At 37.3% G+C, this 26,589-nt stretch carries 30 protein-coding genes, 1 tRNA gene and 1 pseudogene; 11 read left to right on the top strand and 21 right to left on the bottom strand.

The features are described from left to right. The 4 genes and pseudogenes from ACMFKV_RS06075 to ACMFKV_RS06060 form a co-directional block, all read right to left on the bottom strand. Window positions 1-256 (bottom strand): annotated as a pseudogene (locus ACMFKV_RS06075) (late control protein); the annotation flags it as partial. Then, a complete protein-coding gene (locus ACMFKV_RS06070) occupies window positions 247-501 on the bottom strand; it encodes a tail protein X (protein WP_413154744.1) in 255 nt (84 codons plus the stop codon). The pseudogene ACMFKV_RS06075 and the gene ACMFKV_RS06070, both read right to left, overlap by 10 nt. Continuing rightward, window positions 498-929, bottom strand: a complete 432-nt coding sequence (locus tag ACMFKV_RS06065; RefSeq protein ID WP_413154743.1) for a phage tail protein — start codon at window positions 927-929, stop codon at window positions 498-500. The genes ACMFKV_RS06070 and ACMFKV_RS06065 overlap by 4 nt, the downstream gene beginning before the upstream one ends. Further along, window positions 926-1,390 carry a hypothetical protein gene (locus tag ACMFKV_RS06060; RefSeq protein ID WP_413154742.1) on the bottom strand — a complete coding sequence of 155 codons (465 nt, stop codon included), beginning with the start codon at window positions 1,388-1,390 and terminating at the stop codon, window positions 926-928. Before ACMFKV_RS06060 ends, ACMFKV_RS06065 begins: the two co-directional genes overlap by 4 nt. A gap of 440 nt (window positions 1,391-1,830) precedes the next feature. Here ACMFKV_RS06060 and ACMFKV_RS06055 point away from each other — a divergent pair, with 440 nt between their 5' ends. The 4 genes from ACMFKV_RS06055 to parE all read left to right on the top strand — a co-directional run bounded on the left by ACMFKV_RS06055 (window position 1,831) and on the right by parE (window position 6,353). After that, the gene (locus tag ACMFKV_RS06055; protein WP_336288407.1) at window positions 1,831-2,475 is read left to right on the top strand and encodes a LemA family protein; all 645 of its coding nucleotides are present in this window, start codon (window positions 1,831-1,833) and stop codon (window positions 2,473-2,475) included. Beyond that, window positions 2,475-3,326 (top strand): TPM domain-containing protein, encoded by an 852-nt coding sequence (locus ACMFKV_RS06050; protein ID WP_413154741.1) that lies wholly within the window; start codon window positions 2,475-2,477, stop codon window positions 3,324-3,326. The genes ACMFKV_RS06055 and ACMFKV_RS06050 overlap by 1 nt, the downstream gene beginning before the upstream one ends. A 148-nt stretch (window positions 3,327-3,474) precedes the next feature. Next, window positions 3,475-4,212 carry a lipoyl(octanoyl) transferase LipB gene (gene lipB, locus ACMFKV_RS06045; protein ID WP_336288409.1) on the top strand — a complete coding sequence of 246 codons (738 nt, stop codon included), beginning with the start codon at window positions 3,475-3,477 and terminating at the stop codon, window positions 4,210-4,212. A gap of 83 nt (window positions 4,213-4,295) precedes the next feature. After that, a complete protein-coding gene (gene parE, locus ACMFKV_RS06040; protein WP_413154740.1) occupies window positions 4,296-6,353 on the top strand; it encodes a DNA topoisomerase IV subunit B in 2,058 nt (685 codons plus the stop codon). A gap of 18 nt (window positions 6,354-6,371) precedes the next feature. Here the strand turns inward: parE and recJ are convergent, their stop codons facing one another. Next, the gene (gene recJ, locus ACMFKV_RS06035; protein WP_413154739.1) at window positions 6,372-8,156 is read right to left on the bottom strand and encodes a single-stranded-DNA-specific exonuclease RecJ; all 1,785 of its coding nucleotides are present in this window, start codon (window positions 8,154-8,156) and stop codon (window positions 6,372-6,374) included. 293 nt (window positions 8,157-8,449) lie between these two features. Between recJ and rplM the strand changes: the two genes are divergently transcribed. Continuing rightward, window positions 8,450-8,914: a 50S ribosomal protein L13 gene (rplM, locus tag ACMFKV_RS06030; RefSeq protein WP_336288412.1), complete on the top strand. Its 465-nt coding sequence runs from the start codon at window positions 8,450-8,452 to the stop codon at window positions 8,912-8,914. A 2-nt stretch (window positions 8,915-8,916) separates the two neighbouring features. Next, the gene (rpsI, locus tag ACMFKV_RS06025; protein ID WP_413154737.1) at window positions 8,917-9,402 is read left to right on the top strand and encodes a 30S ribosomal protein S9; all 486 of its coding nucleotides are present in this window, start codon (window positions 8,917-8,919) and stop codon (window positions 9,400-9,402) included. Between the two features lie 132 nt (window positions 9,403-9,534). On the opposite strand, the gene ACMFKV_RS06020 is transcribed toward rpsI, so the two are convergent. From ACMFKV_RS06020 to folE, 5 genes are all read right to left on the bottom strand, one after another. Continuing rightward, window positions 9,535-9,900 (bottom strand): response regulator, encoded by a 366-nt coding sequence (locus ACMFKV_RS06020; RefSeq protein WP_336288414.1) that lies wholly within the window; start codon window positions 9,898-9,900, stop codon window positions 9,535-9,537. A 474-nt stretch (window positions 9,901-10,374) separates the two neighbouring features. After that, window positions 10,375-10,863 carry a hypothetical protein gene (locus tag ACMFKV_RS06015; protein ID WP_336288415.1) on the bottom strand — a complete coding sequence of 163 codons (489 nt, stop codon included), beginning with the start codon at window positions 10,861-10,863 and terminating at the stop codon, window positions 10,375-10,377. A gap of 131 nt (window positions 10,864-10,994) precedes the next feature. Next, the gene (locus tag ACMFKV_RS06010) at window positions 10,995-12,167 is read right to left on the bottom strand and encodes an alpha/beta hydrolase (protein ID WP_413154736.1); all 1,173 of its coding nucleotides are present in this window, start codon (window positions 12,165-12,167) and stop codon (window positions 10,995-10,997) included. Window positions 12,168-12,366: 199 nt separating this feature from the next. Next, a tRNA-Leu gene (locus ACMFKV_RS06005) sits at window positions 12,367-12,451 on the bottom strand. Window positions 12,452-12,563: 112 nt separating this feature from the next. Further along, entirely contained in the window at window positions 12,564-13,181 is a 618-nt protein-coding gene (folE, locus tag ACMFKV_RS06000; RefSeq protein ID WP_336288417.1) for a GTP cyclohydrolase I FolE, read from the bottom strand. Window positions 13,182-13,306: 125 nt separating this feature from the next. Between folE and ACMFKV_RS05995 the strand changes: the two genes are divergently transcribed. From ACMFKV_RS05995 to thrS, 3 genes are all read left to right on the top strand, one after another. Then, window positions 13,307-13,735: an iron-sulfur cluster assembly scaffold protein gene (locus ACMFKV_RS05995; protein ID WP_336288418.1), complete on the top strand. Its 429-nt coding sequence runs from the start codon at window positions 13,307-13,309 to the stop codon at window positions 13,733-13,735. After that, window positions 13,736-14,086 (top strand): membrane protein insertion efficiency factor YidD, encoded by a 351-nt coding sequence (yidD, locus tag ACMFKV_RS05990; RefSeq protein WP_336288419.1) that lies wholly within the window; start codon window positions 13,736-13,738, stop codon window positions 14,084-14,086. It abuts the gene before it with no gap. A gap of 119 nt (window positions 14,087-14,205) precedes the next feature. After that, the gene (thrS, locus tag ACMFKV_RS05985) at window positions 14,206-16,182 is read left to right on the top strand and encodes a threonine--tRNA ligase (protein WP_413154735.1); all 1,977 of its coding nucleotides are present in this window, start codon (window positions 14,206-14,208) and stop codon (window positions 16,180-16,182) included. A gap of 45 nt (window positions 16,183-16,227) precedes the next feature. Here the strand turns inward: thrS and ACMFKV_RS05980 are convergent, their stop codons facing one another. The 5 genes from ACMFKV_RS05980 to ACMFKV_RS05960 all read right to left on the bottom strand — a co-directional run bounded on the left by ACMFKV_RS05980 (window position 16,228) and on the right by ACMFKV_RS05960 (window position 20,081). Next, window positions 16,228-16,731 (bottom strand): MerR family transcriptional regulator, encoded by a 504-nt coding sequence (locus ACMFKV_RS05980; RefSeq protein ID WP_336288421.1) that lies wholly within the window; start codon window positions 16,729-16,731, stop codon window positions 16,228-16,230. Window positions 16,732-16,891: 160 nt separating this feature from the next. Continuing rightward, the gene (locus ACMFKV_RS05975) at window positions 16,892-17,215 is read right to left on the bottom strand and encodes an integration host factor subunit alpha (RefSeq protein ID WP_336288422.1); all 324 of its coding nucleotides are present in this window, start codon (window positions 17,213-17,215) and stop codon (window positions 16,892-16,894) included. Window positions 17,216-17,291: 76 nt separating this feature from the next. Further along, window positions 17,292-18,266 carry a beta-ketoacyl-ACP synthase III gene (locus tag ACMFKV_RS05970; protein ID WP_336288423.1) on the bottom strand — a complete coding sequence of 325 codons (975 nt, stop codon included), beginning with the start codon at window positions 18,264-18,266 and terminating at the stop codon, window positions 17,292-17,294. Window positions 18,267-18,315: 49 nt separating this feature from the next. Next, window positions 18,316-19,386, bottom strand: a complete 1,071-nt coding sequence (gene plsX / locus ACMFKV_RS05965) for a phosphate acyltransferase PlsX (protein ID WP_336288424.1) — start codon at window positions 19,384-19,386, stop codon at window positions 18,316-18,318. A gap of 137 nt (window positions 19,387-19,523) precedes the next feature. Beyond that, complete coding sequence (locus ACMFKV_RS05960) at window positions 19,524-20,081, bottom strand: YceD family protein (RefSeq protein ID WP_336288425.1); 558 nt, start codon at window positions 20,079-20,081, stop codon at window positions 19,524-19,526. 226 nt (window positions 20,082-20,307) lie between these two features. On the opposite strand from ACMFKV_RS05960, the gene ACMFKV_RS05955 reads away from it, so the two are divergent. Then, the gene (locus tag ACMFKV_RS05955) at window positions 20,308-20,787 is read left to right on the top strand and encodes an outer membrane protein assembly factor BamE (protein WP_336288426.1); all 480 of its coding nucleotides are present in this window, start codon (window positions 20,308-20,310) and stop codon (window positions 20,785-20,787) included. Between the two features lie 51 nt (window positions 20,788-20,838). Here ACMFKV_RS05955 and nusB read toward each other — a convergent pair whose 3' ends face one another. The 6 genes from nusB to glyA form a co-directional block, all read right to left on the bottom strand. Beyond that, window positions 20,839-21,315, bottom strand: a complete 477-nt coding sequence (gene nusB, locus ACMFKV_RS05950) for a transcription antitermination factor NusB (protein WP_413154734.1) — start codon at window positions 21,313-21,315, stop codon at window positions 20,839-20,841. A 2-nt stretch (window positions 21,316-21,317) separates the two neighbouring features. Continuing rightward, window positions 21,318-21,776, bottom strand: a complete 459-nt coding sequence (locus ACMFKV_RS05945; protein ID WP_336288428.1) for a 6,7-dimethyl-8-ribityllumazine synthase — start codon at window positions 21,774-21,776, stop codon at window positions 21,318-21,320. A gap of 83 nt (window positions 21,777-21,859) precedes the next feature. After that, window positions 21,860-22,477: a riboflavin synthase gene (locus ACMFKV_RS05940; protein WP_413154733.1), complete on the bottom strand. Its 618-nt coding sequence runs from the start codon at window positions 22,475-22,477 to the stop codon at window positions 21,860-21,862. Next, on the bottom strand, window positions 22,459-23,586 hold the full coding sequence (gene ribD / locus ACMFKV_RS05935; protein WP_336288430.1) for a bifunctional diaminohydroxyphosphoribosylaminopyrimidine deaminase/5-amino-6-(5-phosphoribosylamino)uracil reductase RibD: 1,128 nt from the start codon (window positions 23,584-23,586) through the stop codon (window positions 22,459-22,461). The genes ACMFKV_RS05940 and ribD overlap by 19 nt, the downstream gene beginning before the upstream one ends. Then, window positions 23,579-24,061 (bottom strand): transcriptional regulator NrdR, encoded by a 483-nt coding sequence (gene nrdR, locus ACMFKV_RS05930; RefSeq protein WP_336288431.1) that lies wholly within the window; start codon window positions 24,059-24,061, stop codon window positions 23,579-23,581. The genes ribD and nrdR overlap by 8 nt, the downstream gene beginning before the upstream one ends. Before the next feature lie 21 nt (window positions 24,062-24,082). Next, window positions 24,083-25,387, bottom strand: coding sequence for a serine hydroxymethyltransferase (glyA, locus tag ACMFKV_RS05925; protein WP_336288432.1), 1,305 nt, complete (start codon window positions 25,385-25,387; stop codon window positions 24,083-24,085). A gap of 252 nt (window positions 25,388-25,639) precedes the next feature. On the opposite strand from glyA, the gene argC reads away from it, so the two are divergent. After that, window positions 25,640-26,572, top strand: a complete 933-nt coding sequence (argC, locus tag ACMFKV_RS05920; protein WP_413154732.1) for an N-acetyl-gamma-glutamyl-phosphate reductase — start codon at window positions 25,640-25,642, stop codon at window positions 26,570-26,572. Window positions 26,573-26,589 lie beyond the last annotated feature (17 nt).

Here is a 26,589-nt window from a genome sequence, read left to right as displayed (position 1 = left end):
CAACCGATTCGACAATAAAACATCCCATCGAAGCACTGATGCTGTCCTCATAACCAAAGCTAACCTGTAGATCGCTTTTACTTTGGGGAATCTCTAAATCATTGCCACTATCATCAAATTCTGCCTCGAATGTATCACATTCATTCCCTGCATGATCAACGATGGTGGCAGATAAAAGACGCTGGTAAAAAACCTCATGAACAGGTTTATCACCCACTTTCACCACAATAAAAGGGCGTGTATACCTTAATCCCATAAGCGCCTCACCGTGCTTTTCTTCTCAAGCGTTGTAAATTCAGGCAGGAGAACACGCAAACCTCGCGGCAAAAAATGACCATATTGGGCAATCCCTAGATTCGCTGATAAGGTGGCTTCTAAATACCCTTCTAAAGCTCCCACTTGAGCACGATCCCCTAAAACAGAAACTGCATGCTCATAGCAAATCAGATCAAGGCTCATATCCTCTAGTTCCACAAGCAGATGTTTTTCAGGAATCTTCATTGATATTGCCCCTGAGGTTTGCCCCCATCAAAAAAGGGTAAGAGACTGAGGGAATAGCGAATACGCTGTGATTGCCCAGAGCGGCTAATATAGTCATGATCTTTACTGATATTGGTTATGACCACTGGTCCATGGATAAGAGCGCTATAAGTACAATCACTGATCCAACGAATCATCTGGATGGGTTTGGCTGCGCGAATGGTTCTGGTAATGGCATCAATTGCTTCACGGTCACCAAATTCTTCTGGAAACAACACACCATGAATGGTTTTAGGATCACTACCATAGCCTGTAAATTGCAAACTAGGTGCCCCACCAAAACGCTCCATCGAAACCCATGAAGCAGAAAATTCCTCCTCAAACGATTGGAAGTTAAGCCAATCTACATAAAATTGATGCGGTCCTAGCATCATTAGGGGATCACTCATTCCGTCCCTCCATGCAGCGCATTAGCTTGGGCACGCTGAAGAGCTGCACTGACCGCACGCCCTGTCACAGCAGGATCACGTGCACCATTAACATGCACCGTCACATTTTGATTATGATAAACAGCTGAACGGCTCTTATCGTTATCTCTTGGCTCTGTTTGAGAAAATTGTCCGTGATTTGCGCCAGAAAACTGTGGGATAGGTTGAATGGATGTTTTTCCACCAAGCCAGCTTGGCAAACTGGGCCAATGAAATAAATCTGTGAAATCAATCGTCCCAATCCATGACTTGATGCGACTGGGCAAGGATTTAAAAAAATCGGTCAATTGCGTGATAGCGCTACTAAAACCATCCACAATCCAATCAGCTAAATCTTCCCCTACCTGCTCCATTTCTGCTTTAGCGCTTTCAGAAAGTTTTTCCTGTGTGAAAAAATTGCTGAGCCAATCCCAAAAAGCCACTCAAACTTTGTTTAAAACCTTCCCATAAATCTTGAAACCACTGGAGAACAATATCAAGCCCTTGTTTGAACTTTTGCCAATGATCAGAAAAGTTTTTAATTTTTTACCTGTTATGTTTCTTTAAGATCATTTTAAACTTTTTTTTAAGTACGATCTTAAAAAATAAAAAAACAACTAAAAAATATATATACGGATAAAAATCTTGTAAAATAAGCGATTTTAAAACAATTAAAATAGAATAATTTACTATGATCATAATATAAGTCAGTATTATAATGTTATGATTTGTTATATGTAATAATTTACCAACAACAATAAACATTATAAAATTTATACAAACATAAACTGTTTTATAAAATAGCTATATATAAAACACAAAATACTTTTCATATAAAAAATATATCCTATATAATACATAAAATCGCTTGGGAGATATCTTTATGATAAATGTATTAACTACGCCAATTATACTTACTTATCCTATGATCAAAATATTAAAACGCTTCCTAAGCGCTATTTTTTTTGTATCTTTAATACCATCTTTAAGTGGCTGCGGATTTAATACGATACCAACAACTGAAGAAAAAGCGCATGCTGCATGGAGTGAAGTACTGAACCAATATCAACGCCGTGCAGACCTTATTCCTAATCTTGTCGAAACTGTCAAAGGCTATGCGTCCCACGAGCAAGCCGTTTTTACTAATGTTATTGAAGCGCGTGCAAAAGCAACACAGGTCAACATTAATGCAGATATGTTGGAAAATCCGCAAATGATGCAACAATATCTCAGTAATCAAGCAAACTTATCAAGTGCACTTTCGCGCCTTATGGCTATTGTTGAAAATTATCCTGACCTCAAGGCAAATCAAAATTTTCTTGCTCTTCAATCACAATTAGAAGGAACTGAAAACCGTATTTCTGTCGCTCGTCGTGATTATATCGAATCCGTACGTGCATACAATACTGCACTAAAAACAATGCCAACAATGATTTGGGCAAAATTATGGTTTTACGATGCTAAACCTATGCCAACATTCACAATTGATACCGATAATCAACAAGCACCGAAGATTAATTTTAATTAATGAAACTACTTAGATATTTTACGCACCGCTGTGCTTTTTTATGCTTATGGACATTTATGAGCGTTCTGTGCTTGCTCATTGTATTTGGAGGAATTTCTTATTCGCAAAACAAATTTCCTCCTTTAACTGGCTATATTAACGATGTGGCGCATATACTCGATAACGAAACAACGGAAAATTTAACAAAAAAATTAGCCACACTGGAAGAAAAATCAGGAGATCAAATTGTTATTGTAACTCTCCCTACTCTTTTAGGAAACGATATAGAAACTTATAGTAACTCCCTTTTTCGTACATGGAAATTAGGTCAAAAACAGATTAATAACGGTGTATTACTGCTCATTGCACCAAATGAACGTGAAGTACGTATTGAAGTAGGTTATGGTTTGGAAGGAGAATTAACGGACGCTATTTCTGCAGTCATCATTAATAACTTTATTCTTCCCAATTTTCGAAAAGGAAACTACCGAGAAGGAATTGTCGAAGCAGTTAATGCAATTATCAGCGTCATTACAGAAAGTGATTCTGATTTTGCTTTTCGAATCAAAACTCAAGCTAAAATAGTTGAAGTGCAACGTAAAAAAGCTGAAAAAGAAAAAATGATAGCCAATGCAATCATATTTTTAATCTTTTTTATAATGATTGGTCTGCCCATTCTTGCAATGATTTTTGGTAAAAAAGTAGGACCACAAAAATATCTGTGGATGGGTATCATTTTTACACCTTGGTTTTTTCACTTAAATACTAGTGGTAGACATTCTGATCGAGGATTCGGAAGATACCAAAATAGAGGAAGATTCAAAGGTGGTGGTGGATCATCAGGCGGTGGCGGTGCAACAGGAAGATGGTAAAACTAGCTTGTATTTTTGGATACAGAAACTTTTTTAAAGCATACCGCATTGCTTCATTATCTTAATTTTAATAAATCATCGCATATCTTACTTTGCAGTTATTTTTAAACTATAACATAAAATTATAACACCAACATAAATATTGCGGATGAAATTTGCATTGAAACATATTGATCGCGACCATTTACCACATCATTTTAAAACAATTCATGATCATTCACCAGTTGAATGGAAAATAAGTAGTGGTTTGATCGAATATCCTGAAGCGCTGCATTATATGCAAGAGCGTGTAAAAAATATTTTTGCAAATACCGCCCGTGAACAAGTTTGGCTCCTTGAACATCCTTCCCTTTATACTGCTGGTACCAGTGCAAAAAAAAAAGACCTTTTAGCACCTAATATGCTTCCTGTTTATGACGCAGGTCGTGGTGGTGAATTTACATATCATGGACCAGGGCAACGTATTGCTTATGTTATGCTTGATCTTAAACGCCGAAAACAAGATATTCGCGCTTTTATTAGTGCATTAGAGGAATGGATCATACAAACGCTTGCGCAATTTAATATTAAAGGTGAACGCCGTGAAGATCGGGTTGGTGTATGGGTTAAGCGACCTGATTGTTCATCAACACAAAGTGGCTTTTCTCCTGAGGATAAAATTGCTGCTATTGGTATACGTGTACGCAAATGGATAAGCTTCCATGGAGTTTCCATAAATGTTGATCCTCATTTAGAACATTATTCAGGAATTGTTCCTTGTGGTATCACAAATCACGGTGTAACCAGTTTTCTTGATTTAGGTTTTTCTGTAACAATGCGTGATATTGATATTGCTTTGAAACAAGCATTTGAACAAATTTTTGGACCAACAATTGATGTTTCCTAAGTGCATTGATTTTTAAATAAAAAACAAGCATAAAATTTATTTTGGTTATAAGTTTATTTTAATTAGGTAGATAGTCAAACGCAATGAGCGATAATAACAAGGATCTTTTTAGTATTTTAAATAATGCTCAATCTCGAGTAAAAGCAAAAGAAAAAAATCTGCCAACTCCAATGAACTCAGAAACTATAGCTTCTAAAGAGAGTGCGCAAGAAGATAACTATAATGCCCACTCCATTCGGATACTTGAAGGTTTGGAGCCCGTGCGTTTACGTCCTGGAATGTATATCGGCGGAACAGATAGTAAAGCACTTCACCATTTATTTGCTGAAATTATTGACAATGCAATGGATGAAGCTGTTGCTGGTTATGCGGACTTAATTGATGTATCATTAGATAAAAACGGTTATTTAACCGTTACAGATAATGGGCGCGGTATTCCTATAGAAAATCACCCTCAGATGCCTGAAAAATCTACTCTTGAAGTCATTATGACACAACTTCATTCAGGCGGAAAATTTGATGGAAAAGCTTATCAAACTGCTGGAGGACTACATGGCGTGGGAATTTCTGTTGTCAATGCTCTTTCCGATGATATGGAAGTTGAAGTAGCACGAGAACGCAAGCTTTATCGGCAACGATTTTCACGCGGAATTCCTCAATCTAAATTAGAAGATCTGGGTGACGTTTATAACCGTCGTGGCACACGAGTTCGTTTTCATCCTGATAGTGAAATTTTTGGTGAAAAAGCATCTTTTGATCCAGAAAAAATTTATAAAATGGCACGCTCCAAAGCCTATCTTTTTGGCGGGGTAAAAATTCGCTGGAATTGTGACCCTTTCATACTTGAAGGCACAAACAATATTCCTGAAAAAGCTGTTTTTTACTTTCCAGATGGACTTAAAGATTATTTACTATCATCACTGAAAAGTGAATATCGAGTAACCTCGGAAGTTTTTTCTGGAAAAATAAAACAATGTAATGGTCATGGTTCAGTTGAATGGGCTGTTGCTTGGCATGGTGGTGATTCTTGTGTGCAATCTTACTGCAATACTATTCCCACCAGAGAAGGTGGAACACACGAAATAGGGTTGCGACAAGCTCTTTTACGTGGATTAAAATCCTATGCCGAATTAATAGGCAATAAACGCGCTGCTATCATTACCTCTGATGATGTTATGATTTCAACCGCTGCAATACTTTCAGTTTTTATCAAAGAGCCTGAATTTGTTGGACAGACCAAAGATCGATTAGCTACAGTCGAAGCACAACGTATCGTTGAAAATGCAATACGTGATCCTTTCGATCATTGGCTGGCAAACTCTCCACAAGAAGCAACAAAACTTCTTGAGTGGGTTGTTGAACGCGCTGAGGAACGTATTAAACGACGCCACGAGAGAGAAGTAAATCGAAAAACTGCTGTACGAAAATTGCGTTTGCCTGGAAAACTGGCAGATTGTAGTCAAAATTCCGCTGCTGGTGCAGAATTATTTATTGTTGAAGGTGACTCTGCTGGTGGTTCTGCTAAACAAGCACGAAACAGAGCAAATCAAGCAATTTTACCTCTTCGTGGGAAAATTTTAAATGTAGCCAGTGCTGCACGCGAAAAAATGAACTCAAGCCAAACAATTTCTGACCTTATCCTAGCTCTTGGATGTGGCACACGCTTTAAATACCGTGAAGAAGATCTCAGATATGAGCGCGTTATCATTATGACAGATGCGGATGTTGATGGTGCCCATATTGCCTCACTTTTAATTACCTTCTTTTTTCAAGAAATGCCTGATCTCATTCATCAAGGACATCTATATCTTGCTGTGCCCCCCTTGTATAAAATATCGCAAGGGGGAAAGATCGCTTATGCACGTGATGATGCCCATAAAGATGAATTGCTAAAGACCGAATTTACTGGAAAAACGAAGGTAGAAATTGGACGTTTCAAAGGCCTTGGCGAGATGCGCGCCGAACAGCTTAAAGAAACGACTATGCATCCTCAAAAACGTGTACTTTTACGCGTTACTATTGATACAGTTGAAATGCAAGAAACTAAAAACACTGTAGAAAATTTAATGGGAACGAAACCAGAAGCACGATTTCGGTTTATACAAGAAAATTCCACTTTCGCTTCTAATCTCGACATCTAATTTTCAGAAATTTTCTTTTTAAACTACTGCAGCAGCGTCAACAACGCGTAGCTGCGGATTGATCGTTCCATTCCAATAATTTAAATTAAGATTCCCAGCTAAATGGATCATTTCACCAATATTTTTGGAAAGAAAATAACCAAGTGATGTTCCTGCCGCACGAAAAGCTACTCCTTGCAGTTTTTTACCGTCGATATTAGATATAACAAGACGAAGATGCCCTTTTCCAAACTCATGCAAATTAATTAACCGATGAGAGGGAAAAGCAAAAGTAGGTGTATTATTTCCCGAACCAAATGGTCCTGCTTTTTCGATCATATCAAAAAGCGCTTTATTGGCACCAAAAGCAGAAAGGCAACCATCTATACTAAGAAACTTTTCAGCACGTAACTGGGAAACCATTAAAGAAACTTTTTCTTCTAGCCATTTTCGAAAAAGTTCTATTTTTGTCGACTGAATCGTAACCCCAGCTGCCATACTATGCCCCCCGCCTTTTTCTAATAAATTCAATGTAACTGCTTCACGAACAAGCGCTCCTAAATCTATTCCACTAATTGATCGCCCCGATCCTGTCCCGCTTCCATCTGCTTTTAAAGCAATTGCAAAAACAGGACAAAAAAAACGTTCTTTTAAGCGGGATGCAAGAATACCAACAATTCCTGGATGCCATTCTTGGTGAACAAGTACAAGCGATGAAGGTGCTTCTCTATCTTGATAAAGAGAATCAATGTAAGCTTCTGCTTGAGCTAATTGATCTCCTTCCATTTCTTGGCGCTCTTGATTAAGCTGATCCAATTGTTTAGCTATTTTATCGGATTCATCCTTATCATCACAACTAAGCAAACGCGCTCCCAAAGCTTGGTCTCCGATACGACCCCCAGCATTAATTCTAGGACCTAACAAAAAACCTAAATGAAAACTATTAAGCGGCTCACCTACACGTGAAACCTTTGTTAAAGCTGCTATCCCAGGATTATGCATAGAACGAGCAACCTGAAGTCCCTTAACCACAAAAGCACGATTAACACCTTGTAATGGAACTACATCACATATGGTAGCTAATGCAACAAGATCAAGCATACTTAAAAGATCAGGAAGCTCCCCTTCATATTTTTTTTTCCGTAATAAATGATTAACCCACGCTAACGTCACAAACACAACGCCAGCAGCACATAGATGCCCCTGTCCAGAAAAGTCATCAGGGCGATTAGGATTGACAAGAGCAACAGCTTCTTGATGAACCTCTGTCATTTGATGATGATCTAAAACCACAACATCAGCACCTGCAAGCCTCGCTGCCTTTACCGCATCTGGACTATTCGCACCACAATCAACGGTAATAATTAAATGAGCGCCTTTTTGTACCAACATTGTCATTGCTTGTTCATTCGGGCCATACCCTTCAACAATACGATCAGGAATATAAATTTTTACTTCTATGCCAAAACAACGCAGAAAACGCGCTATGAGTGCCGATGAACAAGCGCCATCAACATCATAATCACCAAAAACAACAACCTTTTCTTGATTCATAATAGCTGTAACTATGCGCTCTGCTGCACATTGCATATCCGTAAAGCTTTCTGGATCAGGCATTAAAGTACGCAATGTCGGATTAATAAAAGCAACAGCCTCAGATTCATCGACACCCCTTGCTGAAAGAACTCGAGCTAATTGATCTGGAAAACCAAACTTTTGAGAAATAGCACGAGCATTATTAGCCCCTTGAATATCAAGAGCATCTATCCAAGCCTGACCGCAAGCAGAAGATTCAACATTGAGAAAATAACGAGAACGTTGCATTTTATATGTCTTATAATGAAAGAGGATAAAATACAATCAAGAGTCAAATATAAATCACACTATTGTAACATCTATTCTCTCTTAAAAATATGAATAAATTATTATAATGTAAGGTATTATAATACCTCTATCATAAAGTACTGTTTTATAAGTTTTTATTTTTTCTTGACGCAAATCGAAAGACATTATATCAGAGTAAATAATGTGCGTTAAACATTTTTCTATGATATAATTTTCAACGCAAAAAATAAAAAATACCCTTATGTTAATGGGTTTCAATAAAGGATACTTCTATGGCAACTTTTTCACAAAAGCCAACTGAAGTGGTGAAAAAATGGGTTATTATTGACGCAGAAAACCTTGTTTTAGGTCGTCTTGCTACATTCGTTGCTAACCGCTTGCGTGGCAAACATAAAGCTACATTTACTCCACATGTCGATGATGGTGACAATGTTATTGTAATCAATGCAAACAAAATAGCTCTTACTGGCAAAAAATATACAGATAAAAAATATTATTGGCATACTGGCTATATTGGTGGAATTAAAGAGCGTACAGCTCGTCAAATTCTTGAAGGTCGTTTTCCTGAACGCGTTGTTGAAAAAGCTGTAGAGCGTATGATTCCTCGTGGACCACTTGGTCGTCGTCAATTAAAGAATCTACGTGTTTATGCTGGGAGCCAACACCCACATACAGCACAACAGCCCGAAGCTCTTGACGTTGGTGCTCTAAACCGCAAAAACAAAAGGATTGCTTAATTATGGCTGAAATTAATTCTCTTTCTGAGCTTAGTGCAATAGCAACTATTGCAGAAGTTAATGAAAATGTCGCTCCTGTTCATGTGCAAAAGCTTGATTCACAGGGGCGTGCTTATGCAACAGGAAAACGTAAAAATGCTGTCGCTCGCGTATGGATCAAACCAGGTTCTGGAAAAATTATCATCAACAATAAAGAATTTGACAAGTATTTTGCTCGTCCTGTTCTAAGAATGATTCTTCGTCAGCCAATCATTGCAGCCAACAGAGATAGCCAATTTGATATCATTGCAACTGTCGCAGGAGGTGGTCTTTCAGGGCAAGCAGGTGCAGTACGCCATGGTATTTCTAAAGCATTAACCTATTATGAACCGGAGCTTCGTTCAGTTTTAAAAAAAGGCGGATTTCTTACACGTGATAGCCGTGTTGTTGAACGTAAAAAATACGGAAAAGCAAAAGCACGCCGTTCTTTCCAATTCTCCAAACGTTAGCCGCTATTTTATGCAGCATAAAAAGCTCCGTTTCCAACGGAGCTTTTTTTTGAAATATAACCTAATCTTTCATTAAAATTGTATTTTCAGCATCTTTTTTCATGAGCATTTCGTCAAAAATTTGGTAATCATTTATTCTAAAAATCGCTTTATCATTTTAATAAAATGAGGAACAGAGATAGGTTTTGACATATATTCCTCACACCCACTTGCACGAATTCGTTCTTCATCCCCTTTCATGGCAAAAGCTGTTACTGCTACAATAGGAATAGACTTCAGTTCTTTATCCTCTTTTAACTGCTTAATGATGTCGATTCCTGAAACCTCAGGCAACTGAATATCCATAAGGATGAGAGAAGGCATGGATGAACGAGCTAAATTTAACGCAAGAAGACCGTTACGCGTTTCAACGGTTGAATAACCACTTGCTTCCACAAGATCACGGAATAATTTCATGTTAAGCTCATTATCCTCGACGATCATGACTTTTTTTGACATCAATATAACTCCACCCTTCATATTAAAGAATAGCTATAAGCTTGAATACATTATCCCTTAGTTAAAATAAAATGATAAAAAAAATTGTAAACTATGAAGAAACTGAATAATTTGCGATAAAAGCATTTTTTCTATTATAAAAAACTAATTGGAACACTTTCCAATTTATAAAATGGAATCTGAAACATTCATAAAAATTATATTATTGCACGTTTTTTTAACTAGCATATTAACTAATTTATGGATGTTCGAATCGATTTTCATACCGTTTCATTGCAAAACAGACACAAGTTAACTCACATATCGATTGTTGAAGATGAATAAAATCGACTATAAATAAGTTTTTGCTAATACGTAATAAGTTACTGTTGGTTTAAAATAACTATTTAAACTGTTAAAATAAGTTATTAATTTTTGATTTTTCCATTTTTTATTAAGCTGAAAATATTTTGTTTATAGTGTTAATTTTAAATATTATTTTTCAAAAAGATGCGGATTTTCGATGACAAGCTTTTCTCGTGCTTTTTGCAACCGTTTAATTGTTTCATCAATCTTTGATGAAGAATGAGAAAATTTTTGATCATTCAACAAATGTTGTCGCTCTTGACCTTCGTAAAAACACCGCATTTGAGATTGGAGTATTCTCATCTCTTGAAAAAAAAGACGACCCGTTTCTTTAAAATCATTATTAAGCGAAAAAAGTTGATCAGAAATTGATACCAAAACCTGTTTTAAGAAGTGCTCATTTTCTTGACGTTTACGATACTCTAAAATAAGAGCATAGCTTATCTCATCCAGTTGTTTTTTAGTAGAATCAATTTGCTGCAATAAATTTTTTTTTCCTCCTATATTTGCTTTTTGTACCTTCAAAAGCATAGCATGGATATTTAACAATTTAACTGCGGAATAAGGCAAATAATCAACCAATGTGGGCATATCTGCATAGCGTTTTTGTGCAACCATCAACTCACCTAATGACTGGCTTTTTACATTCATCCCACTATTTTTCTTGACTTTACAAAACTATTCTAAAGAAAGTGCTAAAAATATCGACTTCAATATATTTTTGATGAGTAACCTTGCTTTTTTGTATTTTAAGGTTGAGCAAATGGAGATAAAAGGCGCATAGGCGTATAAAAGATAAGGTGCGTAGTTTTCTCTAAAACACTACTACTATCAGCAAGAATCGCTTGACTTGGAGATAATTCCGTACCCTGCATAATTGTTGAAGCCAAAGAACCTTCTCGAGAAAGAGCCATCAATGTTGGCGAAGACGCAAATACACTATGTGCCCCACCATCAACATTAGAAAAATCAAAGACAGCTATACCATTTTTACGTAATATATCAATATCTGAGCCATCTCCTACACGAGGATGTCCACCCGTAAGACGTCCCGAAACAGCAAGAGCTTTATCAGCACGGGATACCAAAATAGCTGTTGGCTTAGGTAATTCTTTAATATCATTAAGTTGACGCTCAAATACATCAAGATCAATGTCTGGTGCAGCCATTAAAAAACTTGTAATACGACGAATTGGCTTATATTTTTTTTGTAATGCTAAAGTTCTAAACGCTTCCATAGTAGCAAAATTTCCCATAGAATGCGCAATAACTGATATTTGATCAGCATTCGTCTCACTGATGAGTGTCAAGAGCTCTATCAATCCATCACGTGCAAAATTAGCACTATCACGATCATAAATATAAAGGGGAACTGATCCAGCAGAAGGCCATGAATAGTGTACAGCAACAACATTCAAAGAATAATCATAAGTAAACTGAGCTGTGCGAAATGTACCATCTGCAAAATTATTATTATAACCATGAATAAAAAGGAAAATTTCTCTTTTCCCTTTTGGTTTTTTCGCTAAAGCCGTATTTAATTGTTGCTTAAACTGCTCTTTGTTATCATATTTTTGTAATGCCACTGCTGCAAAATACTTATCATGAGTAGGTTTGTATGCGTTTGTTTCAACAACACCTTTCACATGTTGTTGGGGGATTCCCACATCAACGCGATTATAGTGGACTTTATTTGATCGCTCTGCCCCGTAAGGCTGAGAATAACTATTTTGCATCATGCGACTTGTTGCAACATATACTGGAATGATAGCTTTCGGAGGAACAGGTTCACCTTCAACTTCTCTTTGCACAGCCACCATAGATGGCGTTGCATGAATACCATGCCACAGTACCGCACGTGATCTACTGCATGCAGTCAATAAAGCAATACAAATAAAGAATATTAAATATCTTAAAAACATTGCACTTCTCACGGCAACATCACCTAAATTATGTTGAAAAGAGTCACCATTGCATTTTACAGGTACAAAAAGGCAAACCTAAGAACCTAAAATGAAACTTTTATCAAGAGGGCACTGAACGAATAATACTGGAAAAAATCCGTTATAATGCGCGCACACCCTCTTAATCTACATCCGTACCAGCCAAAGGAAGCACAAATGGTGCGGTCGAGAAGACTCGAACTTCCACGGGTTGCCCCACAGCGACCTCAACGCTGCGCGTCTACCAATTCCGCCACGACCACACGTGGTAAGTCAAAAACTTGATTTTCAGCTTTTTAACAAATCACAAAGCAAGGCACAAGCCAATTTTCGCTTTCCCATAATTTATTTTAATTGATCAAAGTATAAGTCTTACTATAACCCACGAATCATCATCATAAAATTAGCTTGAGCAACTTGATCTTTTTCATAATAGCCATGAAAACTTGTTGTAATCGTTGTAGCACCCTGCCTTTGTATTCCCCTCATAGTCATACACATGTGTTCAGCTTCAATCAATACTGCAACACCGCGAGGTTTTAGATATACCGCTAAAGCATCGGCTATTTGAGCTGTCATAGTTTCTTGTGTCTGCAAACGACGAGAAAAAATATCCACAACACGTACAAGTTTTGAAAGACCAACAACCTTTTTATCAGGAAGATAAGCTATATGAGCTTTACCAACAATTGGAATCATGTGATGTTCGCAATGTGAATAAAAAGCAATATCTTTCACTATCACTGATTCATTATACCCTGATACCTCTTCAAAAGTCGTGCTCAAAACTTCTTCTACCGATTCACTATAACCAGTAAAAAGCTCGCGATATGCTTTAGCTACGCGCTTGGGAGTATCTATAAGTCCTTCTCGATTCGGATTTTCTCCCACCCATAGCAGCAATGTACGAACCGCTGCTTCCACTTCTTCAAAATCAGGACGTTTTTCCTCAGATAAAAATGGGTTTGTAGTACCTCCTTTAACATCATGCATTTTAAAACTCCAAGCTTACCACATACAAAACATTTGCTATATGTCCATTTCATTCTGTATAATTTCTATATAATCGAATTAAAAGCTTAAACAATCACGGCTTTCGAATTTTTAGGTCATTGCTCATGATTGACAATATTTACAATGATAAAATACTTGAATATGCTGCACGTATCAGCAAAGTTGGGCGTCTTAATGATCCGAATGCAACATCAAAAAAACACGCTCGCCTCTGCGGCTCAACTATTATTGTAGATCTCAAAGTAAAAAATTCTATCGTTACAGATTTCGCTCATGATGTGCACGCATGTGTGCTAGGACAAGCTTCAGCTTCACTTTTAGCATATCATATTATCGGACAAACAACACAAAATCTTAAAATGTTACGTGAGGTTATTTATCACATGCTCACAAAAGATGGTCCGCCTCCTCTAGCACCATTTGAAGCATTTTCCTGCTTACAGCCTATTAAAAACTATAAAGCACGCCATACATCAACAATGCTCGTTTTTGATGCCGTTATAGATTGTATTAAACAAATTGAAGAAAAATAAATGCTTAAGCCATATTCTCAAAAAACAAAGCAAACTAGAAATTATACAGGAGTATGGCGAAAAACACCTGGGCGGTTATTGGGTATTTTACTCATACGTTTCTATCAAGTAACACTTTCCAGTTTGATAGGAAACCAGTGTCGCCATGCACCAACTTGTTCAGAATATATTTATGAAGCAATTGCACGCCACGGACTTTGGGCAGGTGCATGGATGGGACTTTTTCGTATCATACGTTGTGGTCCATTTGGGACACATGGCTTCGATCCAGTACCTACCTCTCTTGAAAATTCTTGCTGTTTTTATAAACCTTGGCATTATTGGAAAATTTCTGCCAAACATAACAAATAGTTCTTTTCTTTTTATATGTGTATTGATAAAAAACAAGCCTGTTGTTCTTAACTGATATCACGAATTTTTTATGAAACTCTCCACAATATGTTTGTAGAGTTGGATTAAAGGGGTGTTTTATGTCTTGTTCCGTTTCTCTTTCTTTTCCCGATGGTTCAAAACGTGATTACCCCACCGAAATGACGGGTTTAGAATTAGCAACATCCATTTCTAAATCGCTTGCAAAAAAAGCAGTCGCCTATAGCCTTGACGGAATCATCCGAGACTTATCAGATCCATTAGGACAATCTGGTGAGGTTGAAATCATTATTCGCGAAGATCCACGCGCCCTTGAATTAATACGCCATGACTGCGCACATGTCTTAGCCGAAGCAGTACAAGAGCTTTTTCCTGAAACACAAGTTACAATTGGCCCTGTTATTGAAAATGGCTTTTATTATGACTTTGCACGTCAGCAACCTTTTACATTGGATGATCTTTCCCTCATTGAGAAAAAAATGCGTGAAATTATCCAACGCAATAAATTTTTCAGAAAAGAAATTTGGTCTCGTGAAAAAGCTAGAAAAATTTTTTCTGAAAAGAATGAACTTTATAAGGTTGAGCTGATCGATAGTATCCCTGACAATCAAGATTTAAAAGTCTATTATCAAGGTGATTGGTTTGATCTTTGCCGCGGTCCACACATGCAATCTACTGGACAAATTGGTAATGCTTTCAAACTAATGAAAGTTGCAGGTGCTTATTGGCGTGGTGATGCCAATAATCCAATGTTAACGAGAATTTATGGAACGGCGTTTGCTAACGAAAATGATCTAAAAGCCTATTTGCATACTCTAGAAGAGGCTGAAAAACGTGATCATCGTCGTTTGGGGCGTGAAATGGACTTATTTCATTTCCAAGAAGAAGGACCAGGAATGATTTTTTGGCACAAAAAAGGCTGGAAAATGTTCCAAAATCTGATCAACTATATGCGTAGACGCCTTGATGATCATCAATATGCTGAAGTAAATGCACCGCAAGTTCTCGATAGATCACTTTGGGAATTATCTGGTCATTGGGGATGGTACAAAGAAAACATGTTCAAAGCAATTCCAGCAGCTGATGATTGGGATGATGAATATATCTACGCTCTCAAACCCATGAATTGCCCTGGACATGTACAAATTTTTAAACATGGTTTAAAATCTTATCGTGATTTGCCTATTAGGCTTGCTGAATTTGGTCTTGTTCATCGCTACGAACCTTCAGGTTCTTTACATGGTCTGATGCGTGTGCGTAGCTTTACACAAGATGATGCACATGTTTTTTGCACAGATGAGCAATTAGCCGATGAATGTCTTAAGATCAATGATTTGATCTTATCGGCTTATGCTGATTTCGGTTTTAAAGAAATCAGCCTTAAATTTTCGACACGTCCAGAAAAACGTGTTGGATCTGACGCATTATGGGATCATGCAGAAAATATCATGGCATCTGTTCTCAAAGATATTGAAGCAAAATTTTCAGGACAAATCAAAACAAGTGTTCTTCCAGGCGAGGGTGCATTTTATGGACCAAAATTTGAATATACATTGAAGGACGCTATCGGTCGCGAATGGCAATGTGGAACAACACAAGTAGACTTTAATCTTCCTGAACGCTTTGGTGCGTTTTATATTGACAAAAATTCCGAAAAACGCCAACCTGTTATGATCCACCGTGCCATTTTTGGATCAATGGAACGTTTTCTTGGTATATTAATAGAAAATTTTGCTGGGCATATGCCACTTTGGCTTGCGCCCGAGCAAGTTGTTGTAGCAGCAATTACATCCGAAGCAAATGAATATGCAAAAAAAATAACGGCAAAGCTTAAAGCCGTTGGACTCTCAGTAACATCAGATCTTCGTAATGAAAAAATTAATTACAAAATACGTGAACATTCTTTACAAAAAGTTCCTGTAATTTTAGTATGCGGAAAACGTGAAGCTGAAAACAATAGCGTAAGTATGCGTCGCTTAGGAAGCACGGATCAGACCTTTTTATCTATAGAGGAAGCTATTAAACAACTTTCAAATGAAGCCACACCCCCAGATTTGCATCGTTTAATAAATGCTTAAAGTATATCAAAAGGTAAAAAAAGCTATAAAATAAGAATGCTATTATTATCGTGCTCTGTCAAGCACACGTTTACATTCAATCAGTTCAAATAACGTCTCTTGTAACAATGCTTTATCCGTTTTGTCTTTGTAAGCGTTAACAGCACCAACAGACTCTTCTGCATCATTCCTCATAAAACTTAAAAGCCCAAAAGAAGATTTTTTAGGTTTATTGCGGATAGTTTCAGACGTTTTTCCTGCATGTTTTTTTTCCATTACAATATTCATGGCATCGATATCACCATTACCAAAGGCAATAATAAAAGCGATGCCATTCTCTTTTAAAAGACGTTGCACGCCTTTTATAGTATAACCCTGATCATACAATAGCTGTTTAATACCGTTAAGCAAATCCACGTCAGCTGGACGATAATAACGCCTTCCGCCTCCGCGCTTCATTGGTTTAATCTGTGTAAAACGTGTTTCCCAAAATCTTAACACATGCTGTGGAAGCCCCAACAACTCAGCGACTTCGCTAATTGTGCGAAAAGCATCAGAGCTCTTATCCATTTTGCAACACCTTCTCTAAACTATACAAATAATTTTATAGCAACTAACTAAGTTTCAATTGTTCAAAAAACTGACAAAAATTGAATCTATTTAAATGAAATTCAAATATTTATCCTATATAAGTTTCTTTAATAAATAATATAATAGTAACGGTGCTTACTTATGTGACGTTATTTTTCTGTTTTGCACGATGTGAATCTAAAATTCTTTGTTTCAGTACATTTGCAGCCTTGAATGTCACCACTCGCCGTGGTGGTATAGGTGCTTCTACACCAGTTTTCGGATTGCGCCCAATTCGTTCATTTTTACTACGAACTTGAAAAGTTGCAAAAGAAGATAATTTAACTGCTTCACCTTTTATAAGTGAATTACAAATTTCATCTAAAATTAATTCAACCAAAGCTGCTGATTCACTATGTGACAAGCCCACTTTTTTACAAATCACGCTCGCCAAATCTGCACGCGTTACTGTTTTACTTGTCATTATAAACACCTATCCAAAATTAAAAGTTATAAAGTGATTTATACGTTTTATTCAAATATGGTCAAGCAGCTATAACCTACCAGCGAATAAGAACTGCTCCCCATGTAAACCCACCCCCCATAGCTTCCAACATAACGAGATCTCCTTTTTTAATTCTTCCATCATGAATAGCTGTCGTTAAAGCCAATGGAACCGATGCTGCTGATGTATTACCATGTTGATCAATGGTGATTACAACTTTATCATTAGCAATTCCCAGCTTTTTAGCTGATGCTTCAATAATACGTTTATTAGCCTGATGAGGTACAAACCAATCTAATTGTGAAGGGTTCATACCTGCAGCTGTAAAACACTCATCAACCACATCGGTTATCATGCCAACTGCATATTTAAAAACCTCTCGTCCCTCCATGCGTAAATAGCCCGTTGTTTGCGTTGTTGAAGGACCACCATCAACGTATAGCTTATCCCTATATGTACCATCAGAGCGTAATTTGGTAGACAATATACCACAGTCAGAAGCAAAATTGCCTTCAACTTTCTGTGCTTCTAAAACAGCAGCACCTGCACCATCACCAAACAAAACACACGTTGTGCGATCTTTCCAATCTAAAATTCGAGAAAACGTTTCAGATCCAATAACCAAAATCCTTTTTGCTACTCCGCCACGTAAATAAGCATCTCCCGTTGTTAAAGCAAAAATAAAACCAGAGCAAACAGCTTGAATATCAAAAGCAAATCCATGATTCATTCCCAAAGCATGCTGAATTTCAACGGCAGAAGCAGGAAATGTGTGGTTTGGCGTTGACGTTGCCAAAATAATACAATCAATATCTTTTACCGTTAAGCCAGCATTGATAAGTGCAGCTTGTGCAGCTTTTACTCCTAAAGAAACAGTTGTTTCATTCTCATTTGCAATATAACGTTGACGTATTCCTGTACGCTGAATGATCCACGCATCAGATGTTTCAACAAGCTTTGCAATCTCATCATTCGATAAGCTCTTTTTGGGCAAGGCACTTCCCACACCACACACAACTGATCGAATCATTCGCCCCTAACCTTTTCTTGATTTTTTTCATTTGCATTATAAATATCAATCATACCGCCTCCCCCTTCAATATTACCTTATCTTCTTTATCCAAAAGTTTCTCTTTATTTTCGTGAAATCGCCGTAAATCATCAGTTATTTTTTTCAAAAGTCCATTATTAACCATTTCATAGCCAACACGAATAGCAGAAGCAAAACCACCAGCATTTGCACTGCCATGACTCTTTATTACAACACCGTTCAAACCTAAAAGCACTCCACCATTAACTCTGTCAGGATCCATTTTGCGCTTCAATGTACGAAACGCACCCCGCGAAAAAAAGTAACCAAGATATGAAAAAAAAGAACTGCGCATAGCAGCATTCAAGAGCTCTCCTATCTGTCGTGCAGTTCCTTCTGCTGTTTTTAAAGCAATATTACCAGAAAACCCTTCCGTTACAACAACATCTACTATTCCTTTTCCAATATCACTTCCTTCAACAAACCCTTTATACTCTAGTCCTTCTAATTGGACGTCACGCAATATCGTTCCAGCCTTTTTAATTGCATAAAGACCTTTGACTTCCTCAACACCAACATTTAAAAGCCCAACACTTGGTCTCTCAGTGTGGTACAAGGCGCGAAACATACCTGCCCCCATCACTGCCAAATCAACCAACTGACTAGCAGATGCACCAATCGTTGCACCAATATCCAAAACGATACTCTCACTGCGAAGTGTTGGCCAAATACCAGCAATCCCAGGACGTTCAGCTTCTGCCATCATTTTTAAACAAAAATAAGACATTGCCATGAGTGCACCCGTATTACCAGCAGAAATGCAAGCATCAGCTTCACCGTTTTTTACAGATTCAATCGCATACCACATGGATGATTTACCACGTCCGATACGAAGTGCTTGGCTTGGCTTTTCATCCATACGCGTATAACTTTCTGTAGCATAAAATTTTGATACAGAAGCCAGACAAGGATATTTTTTTAAAACTGGCTTAACAACCTCATCTATCCCATAAAATAAAAAATAAACATTGGGCAAATATTTTTGTGCAATTGCTGCTCCCGCAATAGTTACTTCTGGACCATGATCACCGCCCATTACATCCACGGAAATTTTAATCACTCTTGCATATCCTACATTTTTAAATTTATGCTTTTTAAATTTATTGCAATTTTTTGCTACCGAAAAATCACGAAGCGTATCATGTAGATCGCTTCGCAGAAAATGTATACAATAAATAATTTTTTATGTATTTATAATCACTTCCAATCTTTCAAAATAGAAAATGGTGATATTTTTTTCTCGATTTCATCTGAACTTTCAATAACACTCATGTTTATACCTTTTTTGCGTGGGTAATGATCAATTGACAACTCAAAAAATTCTTCCATGACTGCACCTATATCAATTTTATCATCATAAAAGACTTCTGGCACATCTAACCCCTCCGCATCTAAAAACAATTCACCTGTATCTTCTGATATTTCTGGCTTCGTTAAATTTGAGTTTTCAGGAACAAAAACAACCTCTATTTTTTCATTAAGAGTATTTTCTAGCGGTTCTAATGTGATAACACATGATTGTATTATATGTGCTCGCAATATTCCTTTTACGCGTACTCCACGTTTTTTCGACGGAAGAATATGAAATTCTCCCTCACAAGATTTTACTTCAGCTAAATCATGATTCTTAGCTAAATTTATACACTCTCGTTGATTTGCACAAATATGAACCCTTATACCCTTAGCAGGTAATGAACGTACGGATATTGGATAAGCCAAAGCAAATGTCATTTGAGAAACATTTTGAACATTCATTGGCAACTCCTAAATATATAAATGAGGTGTAGTATATTGTGTTTTTATTTGGCAAAGTTACATTTTATCATTTTTTTCTTTTCTAAAGAAACTCTATATGGCATAATTTGCTTTATAACAGGGAAGCTCGGTGTAAGCTACGGCAGATTAAGCCAAAATGAGAAAAAACTTGAAATTCCTTTTTTGTCATATATCTAATTGTAAAATGGAGAGATCATTGTTTCAGATGCCCCACATAGTGGATGTGATCAAGTGTAAATTATTGATTAGTCTGTTGATAATAAGTATGGCAGCAATTTCTGGTTGTCGTTTAGTTGATTCTTCAGGTTCAAGTCAGATATATAGAGAGGGCTATATTCTTGATAAAAGTGCTCTTGATTCTATTTCTGTTGGCTCAAGTCAGGAGCAAGTTATTTTAACTCTAGGAACTCCTTCACTAAAAACGAAGTATGATAATGACGTCTTCTATTATATTTCACAAACTCGCTACCGTAGTATGCAATTTATGAAATCAAAAATCATTGATCGCAAAGTTTTGGCTATCTACTTCAATAGAAATAATCAGGTTACCAAAATAGCAAATTATGGTCTACAAGATGGTCAAATATTTGACTTTATCGCGCAAGTAACACCAACAGCAACAAAAGAACAATCTTTCTTGCTTCAAATGATTAAAGGCTCTGCGAATTTTCCAATTCAAAACTAAATTTTAATGCTCTACATACAATCCTGATGATATTATGGTTAGTTACATCTATTATTTTTGAAGGCGAACTTCTTTCGCTATATTATCAAGAACTGCATTGACGAGCTTTGGTTCATCGCCTTCAAAAAATGCTTTTGCTATATCAACATATTCACTCACAACAACAGCAACAGGAACATCTTCACGGTTAATCAGTTCCCATAGACCTGCACGTAAAATCGCTCGCAATATAGAATCAAGGCGTGAGAGTGACCATTCCGCAGAAAGCTGTTGGTGAAGCATAGGATCAAGCTGCTTTTGATCTTGCACAACACCAGCTATTATAGCCAAAAACCATTGAAAATCAGCATCAAGGTACTGATCTCCATCGATATCTTTTCCTAAACGATAAGCCTCATACTCAGCTGCCGTTTCCATAACACCAGTCCCAACCATATCCATTTGATAAAGTGCTTGTACTGCAGCGAGTCTTGCTGCTCCACGTTTATTAGCTAAACGCGGAAAATTTCTGCCTTCTATATCAGCCATATTTAATGATTATCTCCAAGTCCCTTTTTCAGAGCAATCATACATAAAGCAGCTTCAGCAGCAAAACCACCTTTATTTTTTTCATCCTGTTTTGCACGCACCCACGCTTGTTTTTCATCTTCAACAGTCAAAATACCATTTCCAATAGCTAAATTTTTATGGACAGTTAAATCCATCAATGCTCGACAAGAATTATCAGCAACAATTTCAAAATGATATGTTTCACCCCGAATAATACAACCAAGTGCTACATAACCATCATAAGACACCTTACTATTTTTTTCGACAAAAGCTATTGCAGCTGGTATTTCTAATGCTCCTGGAACTGTTACAATATCGTAACTTGATTCAGCTTTTTGTAAAGTGGCCACTGCACCTGCAAGAAGTGCATCGGAGATTTTACTATAAAAACGCGCTTCAACAATCAATATACGCGCCTTTTTATGCATTTCTTTTATCATTATGAACTCTCATCAAAAAAAATAAACCAATAAACTTGGTGTATTTAAAACATACAATCAAAAAAACATAATCAATTTCTAGCTTATTCAGCTTGCATTTTAAAGCCAGAAAGTTGGGCAGCATAACGAGCAAATTGATCAATTTCTAAATTGACTTGATCGCCAACTTTAGCTTGTCCCCAAGTCGTTACTTCAAGTGTATGACGAATAATAAGAACATCAAAAATGTTATTCTCAATACAATTAACGGTGAGAGACGTTCCATTAAGCGCAATAGAGCCTTTTCCTGTAATAAAGGACATCAATCGTGTTGGAGCTTTTATGAAAAAACGAACTGCATCACCTTCATTTTTCTGATTAATAATTTCAGCCAAACCATCAATGTGACCAGAAACCAAATGCCCGCCCATTTCATCACCAAATCGTAGCGAACGTTCCAAATTAACAAAAGTCCCTTTTGTCCATTGCGCAAGATTAGTCAAGCGCAATGTCTCTTCCCACGCCTCCACTGCAAACCAAGTATTACCTGTTGGGTTTGCAGCTTTCTCAACGATTGTCAAACAAATCCCTGAACACGCAATTGATGCTCCAATTTCTAAACTTTCCATGTTGTAGTGTGTAGAAATATTTAAACGCACCCCTTTTTTTAAAGGTTTAACATCTTCAACACAACCGATATCCGTTACAATCCCTGTGAACATAATGTCTTACGTCTCCACTTACAAAAACGGTCATTGCCAAACATTCTTGTCTCAACTTCACGAAATTCTGAAAAATATTTCCCAAAATGAGGAGCTTCAACACGGCTTTCGCCTAAAATAATAGGTGCATAAAAGCATATTAAATGATCCACACAACCAGCATCTAAAAACATTTCTCCTGTCTTTACTCCTCCCTCAAGTAAAGCATTATTGACCCCAAGTTGATAAAGTAATTGTAAAATAGAAAAAGGCTGCATACAACCATTGCTAGACTCTACTGAATATACAGACACACCACATTGTTTAAGTGCTATTTTTTTGCTTTCCTTTGAAAGATCTGTATCACAAATAACCCATGTAGGAATTTTTGTTGCCGTTTGAACAACCTTTGCGTCAAGGGGAATACGTAAATCTATATCTAAAATAATACGTATAGGCGAACGTTTTCCCAGTCCTGGCAAGCGGCAATTTAGCTGTGGATTGTCCGCTAATATAGTGCCAACACCAACAATAATAGCGTCATTTTGAGCCCGTAAAATATGGGTATGTGTGTGGGAAATCATTCCACTAATTTTTATTCCACCCTGCCCTTTTTTCCCCACACCATTATCTGCAGAAATTGCCATTTTTAAAGTGACGGCACATCGCTGTAGCTTCCTTATGCACAAATGAGTACACAATGCTTCAAAAGCTTCTTCAGCCAAAACGCCTTCCACAACCTCAATACCAGCCGTACGCAAAAGAGCAATACCACGACCATCAACCCGCTTATCTAAATCAGTAAGAGCAATAACAACCCGCGAAATACCCGATTTAATAAGTGCATTGACACACGGCGCAGTCTTACCATAATGCGAACAAGGTTCTAAAGTAACGTAAGCCGTCGCACCGTGAGCTAAGGAACCTGCCATGTGTAGGGCTTGCACTTCAGCATGAGGTCTTCCATGAATAGCAGTTACGCCATAACCAACAATGGATATTCCTGCATTATCATCGTTGCGCGTGATTAATGCGCCAACAGAGGGATTTGCACCAGTAAGACCGATATGGCGTTCTGCCAAACGGATAGCTGCAGCCATATATCGTTCATCTTGCGCTTTGTTATTCATTGAAACAAGATTCTGTATCCGTTATATCCTTTGACAACTCGTCTATAATATCATGAAAATCGCTCGCATTACGAAAATCTCGATAAACAGAGGCAAAACGAATATAAGCAATATCATCGATACTCTTCAACGCTTCCATCACAAGATGCCCAATTCTTTCTGAAGCAATCTCAGGCTCTCCTGAGCTCTCAAGCTGACGGACAATGCCAGAAATTGCTTGCTCAACATGGTCAGGATCAATATTGCGTTTACGCACAGCCACATCAACTGATCGCATCAATTTATCACGATCAAAAGGTTCACATTGACCATTTTTTTTAGAAACTAAGAAGTTACGCAATTGAACACGTTCAAAAGTTGTAAAACGCCCACCACAAATAGAGCATACACGCCGCCGTCGAATGACCGCACCCTCCTCAGTAGGGCGCGAATCTCTAACTTGTGTATCCTCAGATTGACAGTAAGGACAACGCATTTTTTTACACTCTTAACAAGTTCAAAAATCAGAGTAAAGAGGGAAGTTACTCGTCATGTCTTTTACTTTTTTCTTAACAGCCATTTCGACTACACTATTATCCTCATCACTTTTTGCTACCCTAAGACCTTCAAGGACTTCTGTAATTAAATCAGCAACTTGGATAAACTCATTTTCTGCAAAACCACGCGTTGTTGCCGCTGGTGTCCCTAAACGAATACCTGAGGTTACAAATGGTTTTTCTGTATCAAAAGGTATGCTATTTTTGTTACAGATAATGCCAGCACGTCCCAAAGCCAATTCCGCGAATCTTCCTTTTAAGTCTTTAGAACGCAAATCAACCAACAATAAGTGATTATCTGTACCGCCAGTAACAATATTAAAACCATTGCTCTGCAATCTTTTTGCCAAAGTCTTAGCATTAGCAACCACATTAGCAATATAATCTTTGAAGGCAGGCTGCAAAGCTTCTCCTAGCGCCACTGCCTTGCCAGCAATCACATGCATGAGAGGACCACCTTGAAGACCTGGGAAAACTGCCATATTAACTTTTTTGGCTAACTCTTCATCATTTGTCAATATCATACCGCCACGAGGACCGCGCAGTGATTTATGTGTTGTTGAAGTAACAACATGTGCATATGGAACAGGAGAAGGATGAGCACCAGCAGCAACTAAACCTGCAATATGAGCCATATCGACCACTAAATATGCTCCGATCTCATCGGCAATTTCACGAAATCGTTTCCAGTCCCATATACGCGAATAAGCTGTCCCACCTGCAAAAATAAGCTTTGGCTTATGCTCTTTTGCAAGACGCTCAACTTCCTCCATATCAAGGAGCTGATCTTCTTGACGCACACCATAAGAAACAACATTAAACCATTTCCCTGACATATTGACGTGAGATCCATGCGTGAGGTGACCACCAGCATTCAAGCTCAGCCCCATTAATGTGTCCCTAGGTTGAAGCAAAGCCAAAAGTACAGCCTGATTCATTTGGCTACCTGAATTAGGTTGAACATTCGCAAAAGAAGCACCAAATAACTTCTTAGCTCGCTCAATTGCTAGTCCTTCAATTTGATCAGCAAAATGACATCCCCCATAATAACGATTTCCTGGATATCCCTCTGCATATTTATTAGTTAAAACCGACCCTTGTGCTTCTAAAACTGCTCTTGAAACAATATTTTCTGATGCAATAAGCTCAATTTCATGTTTTTGACGCTCAAATTCTCCTCTAATGGCATCAAAGATTGCTGCATCAACAGTTTGTAAGTGATTATTAAAAAAGCACTCTTGCGTGCTATTTTCTGGCTTGGTCATAAAACATATCCTAACATTAAAAAAACAAAGCAATAAACGATAACACAGCAAATTGCACAGACAAAATATTTTAAATTACTTTTATTTTTAAAAAGTGCAAAATTGATATTAATTTTATTATAACATGCTCTTATTACACTATTTTTTATAGATAAAACGACTTATATCCCTAAAATATTCCAATGATTTAAGCTCATTTATGGTGTGATATGCTGAATATGGTAAAACAAGATTAGTGCAAGGCAGATATAAATGACAACAAAAGTTTTTATTGATGGTGAACATGGAACAACTGGATTACAAATACACAAGCGATTAGAAAAACGTCCAGATTTAGAGTTACTTTCCCTTCCCCACACAGATCGGCATAATATCAATATTCGAAAAGATTATCTTAATCAAACCGATATTGCTATTTTATGTCTTCCAGACGATGTTGCACGCGAAACAGTTCATCAGCTCAAAAATAACAAAAAAATTAGAATTATTGATAGCTCAACAGCTTACCGCGTTGCACCAGATTGGATTTACGGTTTTCCTGAAATGACTGCAGGACAAAAAAAACGCATCCAATCAGCACGCTACGTAACAAACCCTGGATGTTATCCTACTGGTGCAATTAGCTTGATTCGACCACTTCGCGAAGCTGGTCTTCTAGATGCTTGCTATCCAATATCAATTAATGCAATATCTGGTTACACTGGCGGTGGTAAACAATTGATTGCACAAATGGAAAATCAATCTCAACAAAATCATATTCGGGAAAATTATTTTATCTATGCTCTCAACCTAAAACATAAACATGTGCCAGAAATTAAAATTTATGGACAAATTAATCAAACACCCATTTTTGTACCAAGTGTGGGTCATTTCCCTCAAGGAATGATTGTAAACCTTCCATTACATCGTAACTTATTTACAAAATCAGCGAATTGCTCTGATCTGCGCGAAATTCTTGCAAATCATTACGATGGACAAAATGTCATATCGATTGCATCACAAAAAGAAACCGAGACCCTCACCAAACTCAGTCCAGAATGCCTAGCACATAAAGATAGCATGAAACTATTTGTTTTTGGCGACGAAAATGAAGGTATTTTTAATCTATGCGCCATACTAGATAATTTAGGGAAAGGTGCATCTGCAGCTGCTGTTCAAAATCTCGACTTAATGCTTTTAGGATAATATTGCACTGACAGCAG

The organism is Bartonella propinqua, from assembly GCF_047263965.1.
Taxonomy (GTDB): Bacteria; Pseudomonadota; Alphaproteobacteria; order Rhizobiales; family Rhizobiaceae; genus Bartonella.
The sequence above is the reverse complement of the archived record's forward strand: the minus strand, read 5'-3'. Positions and strand labels throughout refer to the sequence as shown.